Source organism: Sporomusa sp. (assembly GCF_035561255.1).
Taxonomy (GTDB): domain Bacteria; phylum Bacillota; class Negativicutes; order Sporomusales; family Sporomusaceae; genus Sporomusa.
In genome coordinates this window covers 1-3,731 of sequence record NZ_DATMXX010000127.1, presented here as the reverse complement: position 1 = coordinate 3,731, position 3,731 = coordinate 1, and the positions used below count along the sequence as shown (strand labels likewise).

5 protein-coding genes are annotated in these 3,731 nt (G+C 47.6%); all 5 read left to right on the top strand.

What is annotated here, in order from left to right; genetic code table 11:
• Positions 1-148 precede the first annotated feature (148 nt).
• Genes VN379_RS07360 through VN379_RS07340 form a run of 5 tightly spaced genes read left to right on the top strand, consistent with a single transcriptional unit; the run spans position 149 to position 3,471 of the window.
• Complete coding sequence (locus VN379_RS07360; protein ID WP_325532361.1) at positions 149-454, top strand: (2Fe-2S)-binding protein; 306 nt, start codon at positions 149-151, stop codon at positions 452-454.
• Positions 451-1,569: an NAD(P)/FAD-dependent oxidoreductase gene (locus VN379_RS07355; protein WP_325532359.1), complete on the top strand. Its 1,119-nt coding sequence runs from the start codon at positions 451-453 to the stop codon at positions 1,567-1,569. The genes VN379_RS07360 and VN379_RS07355 overlap by 4 nt, the downstream gene beginning before the upstream one ends.
• Positions 1,562-2,059: a 4Fe-4S dicluster domain-containing protein gene (locus VN379_RS07350; protein WP_325532358.1), complete on the top strand. Its 498-nt coding sequence runs from the start codon at positions 1,562-1,564 to the stop codon at positions 2,057-2,059. Before VN379_RS07355 ends, VN379_RS07350 begins: the two co-directional genes overlap by 8 nt.
• Complete coding sequence (locus tag VN379_RS07345; protein WP_325532356.1) at positions 2,052-2,330, top strand: (2Fe-2S)-binding protein; 279 nt, start codon at positions 2,052-2,054, stop codon at positions 2,328-2,330. Before VN379_RS07350 ends, VN379_RS07345 begins: the two co-directional genes overlap by 8 nt.
• On the top strand, positions 2,323-3,471 hold the full coding sequence (locus tag VN379_RS07340) for an FAD-binding oxidoreductase (RefSeq protein WP_325532354.1): 1,149 nt from the start codon (positions 2,323-2,325) through the stop codon (positions 3,469-3,471). Before VN379_RS07345 ends, VN379_RS07340 begins: the two co-directional genes overlap by 8 nt.
• The last annotated feature ends 260 nt before the right edge of the window (positions 3,472-3,731 follow it).

Genomic DNA, 3,731 nt, shown 5'->3' with positions numbered 1-3,731 from the left:
TAGCCACACAATCCTGGATTGCCGCGTCGGCTATACTCGCAATGACAGTACGCTAACATTGCGAGTTCTGATAAAGCAATCTTTTTTGTTACTATTCAACCGCTGGCATGTTTCTTGCATTAGAGTAAATAACAAGGAGGTGTAGTCTATGCGTATCATCAATCATCCAATTTTATCATTTCCAGAAAAAAACAAGGTTCATTTTAATTTCAATGGACAGCAGCTTGAAGGCTATACCGGTGAGCCCATTGCAGCTGCACTGCATGCCGCTGGCATCACAGTACTCAGACACAGTCATGAGCTCAACCGGGCGCGGGGGATATTCTGCGCAATTGGCAACTGTTCGTCATGTTTAATGGTCGTCAATGGCATGCCTAATGTACGGGTATGTGTTGAACCTCTTCAGGAGGGGATGACTGTCGAAACTCAAATAGGAAGAGGTAAACTGCCATGAATATAGATATTGCCATTATCGGCGCCGGTCCTGCCGGACTCATGGCAGCCATTCATGCCGGGAACTCAGGTGCCCGCGTGTTATTGATTGAGCGTGCCGAATACTATGGCGGCCAGCTTATTAAACAAACCCACAAATTTTTCGGCTCAAAAAGTGAGTATGCCGGCGAACGAGGCATTGACATAGCCGCATTACTAATCAACCAGGCACTGGAGATTGACAATATAACTGTTTGGAATAATGCCACCGTACTGGGTTACTATCAGGAAGACGGCATATTAACTGTTAAACATCATGATAGCTTTATCACTATTACCGCGAAGAAAATTATCGTTGCTGCGGGGGCATCAGAAAAGACATTAGCATTTCCAGGCAACGACCTGCCAGGCGTTTATGGTGCCGGAGCCGTGCAAACACTGATGAATGTTTATGGTGTTATGCCAGGCAATCGCCTATTGATGGTTGGTGCAGGTAATATTGGTTTGATAGTTGCTTATCAGCTGCTGCAGGCAGGTGTTGAGGTTGCCGGAATTATCGAAGCAGCCCCTAAGATCGGTGGTTATTTAGTCCATGCTGCCAAAATACGGCGAGCAGGTATCCCTATCTACACAAATCACACAGTTAAAGCGGCTTATGGCTCACCGGCACTTACCGGGGCTACCATCTGCCGGTTAGATACTAACTGGCAACAAATACCGGGGACAGATCTAGACATCCAGGCTGACGGCCTATGTCTGGCTGTTGGTCTGACACCGCTGACTGAATTGTTGTGGCAGGCAGGCTGTAAGATGGCCTATGTACCGGAATTAGGCGGCTACGTACCTTTCCGCAATTCCAGTCTTTTGACTACTCATCCTGATATTTATGTGGCTGGTGATGTCGCCGGGGTTGAAGAGGCCTCTGCCGCCATGGTTGAAGGCAAATTGGCCGGTTTGGCGGCAGCCGCCAGTTTGGGACATACAGCGGCCGTCAAGTCGACAGATTATGAAGAAGCCAAAAACCAATTGGCAGCTCTCAGAGCCGGCAATGTTAGTGCTAAAATCCGCTCAGGCCTTGCCAAAGTAACCATAAATGACCATAGTGAAACTTTATGCGAGGTGATACGCAATGCTTGAACAGACAGGAGTACCCACACCCGCTGATATCAACAGCGTACTACCGGCGCCAGAGAGACTCAGCCACGGCCCGGTAGCTGTATTTGAGTGTTTTCAAAACATTCCCTGCAACCCATGTGTCGAGGCCTGTCCGCGAGGTGCCATCTCAATCGGCTCAGATATTAATGAACGCCCTGTACTTGATGAAAGCAAGTGCAACGGCTGCGGTATCTGCCTTGCGCATTGCCCGGGTCTATCTATCTTTGTTGTGGACTGTTCTTCCAATACAGATGAGGCTTTGGTTAAACTGCCATATGAATATTTGCCCCTGCCGGTTGCCGGTCAGATGGTGAACGCCTTAAACCGAAATGGCGAAAAAGTTGCACTCTCTCAGGTAAAAAGAGTACAGCAAAATACTAATAAAACAACTGTGGTGTGGGTAACTGTCCCCAAAACACTGGCTATGGACATACGGGGCATTGTCATACAGAAGGAGGCTAACCATGACTGAACCGGTCATTATCTGTCGCTGCGAAGACATTACTCTCGAAGACATCCAAAAGCTTATCAATCAGGGGAAACATAATTTGGAAGAACTAAAACGCGAATGCAGATGCGGCATGGGCCCCTGCCAGGGCCGCACTTGTACACCTTTAATAGCGCAAGAACTGGCCAAAGCTTTAAAAGTCAATACCGGCGACGTTGTCCTGCCAACTTTCCGGCCACCGACAGCACCAATCACCTTAGGTTCGCTAGCTGCCGGAGGTGATAAGCATGATTAAACAGGCTGATGTCGTGGTTATCGGCGGCGGTGTTGTCGGCTGTTCTATTGCTTACAACTTGGCAAAAGCCGGCGCCGGGCAAGTTGCCGTAATTGAGCGCAGCTATCTTGCCAGCGGTGCAACAGGCCGGTGCGGCGCGGGTGTCCGGATGCAGTGGGGCACGGAAACCAACTGCCTGCTGTCCCGTGAGAGTGTCAAAATGCTGGAAAACTTGCCTGAACTATTAGCGGTCGATGGTGACATTGAATTTAAGCAAGGCGGCTATCTCCTGCTCGCTTATACTGAAAAAATGGTCGAACAGTTTAAGAAAAATCTCAGACTACAAAATTCACTTGATATTCCAGCCCGCTGGACAACACCGGCAGAGGCAAAAGAAATTGTACCTCACTTAAATACCGAAGCGCTCCTTGGAGCTACTTTCTGCCCTAAAGACGGCCATGCCAACCCGTTTAAGGTAACTAGCCTGTACGCCAAAGCCGCCGCCCGTTTAGGTGTTAAGTTTTATACCTATTCTGAGGTCACAGGTTTAACCGTCGAAGCAGGAAAAGTAACAACTGTTCACACGGACAAGGGCAATATTGCTACTAACACAGTTATTAATGCCGCAGGTGGTTATGCTAAAATGGTTGGCCGCATGGCAGGTATTGAGTTGCCCATTTTTCCGGAGCGGCATGAAATACTTGTCACTGAACCGGTGGAACCCATGCAAACCCCGATGGTTATGTGTTTTTACCATAATCTATATTGTCAACAAACCCCTCATGGCAGCTTTATCATGGGTATTGGCCATCCCGACGAGCCTGAGACCTTTAACACTACATCAAGCTGGCAGTTTCTGACTGAGATGGCTAAGCGAATTACCAAAGTATTACCACCGCTTGCTCAGCTAAATGTCATCAGGCAATGGGCAGGTCTCTATGATATGTGTCCAGACCGGACACCAATTCTTGGTCAGGATGCCCATGTTCAGGGCTTATATACCGCTGCTGGTTTTAGCGGTCACGGTTTTATGATCGCTCCAATGGTTGGTAAACTTATGGCCCAGACGGTTCTCGGATTATCTACTGATATTCCTATAGGCATGTTTAGTGCAGAAAGATTTGCTCGCGGTGAACTATATATTGAACCATCTGTCGTCTGATTATCTAACCTATCAGAAGTAGACGCCCTTAAGTTCCATGCCGGCAACCTGTACCTCAACCGAAAATGCACGGTTCACTTATTAGCATTCATCCTTCTGGTGGCTTTAATATGTCAGGCACTTACTCTAGAGCTGGTGGTGCCGACTATCTACTGCTTTTTATGCAGGCAAAATCCGTAGCGGAAAAACTGTAAATAGTTCTGTATTAAATAAAAATACCTCTTGCAAAATTCAGTAAACCGTAATACAATGTATAATCA

Bases quoted from the DNA above. Each gene is read 5' to 3' on its own strand.
- VN379_RS07360 (WP_325532361.1), top strand. From the start codon at position 149: ATGCGTATCATCAATCATCCAATTTTATCATTTCCAGAAAAAAACAAG.
- VN379_RS07355 (WP_325532359.1), top strand. From the start codon at position 451: ATGAATATAGATATTGCCATTATCGGCGCCGGTCCTGCCGGACTCATG.
- VN379_RS07350 (WP_325532358.1), top strand. From the start codon at position 1,562: ATGCTTGAACAGACAGGAGTACCCACACCCGCTGATATCAACAGCGTA.
- VN379_RS07345 (WP_325532356.1), top strand. From the start codon at position 2,052: ATGACTGAACCGGTCATTATCTGTCGCTGCGAAGACATTACTCTCGAA.
- VN379_RS07340 (WP_325532354.1), top strand. From the start codon at position 2,323: ATGATTAAACAGGCTGATGTCGTGGTTATCGGCGGCGGTGTTGTCGGC.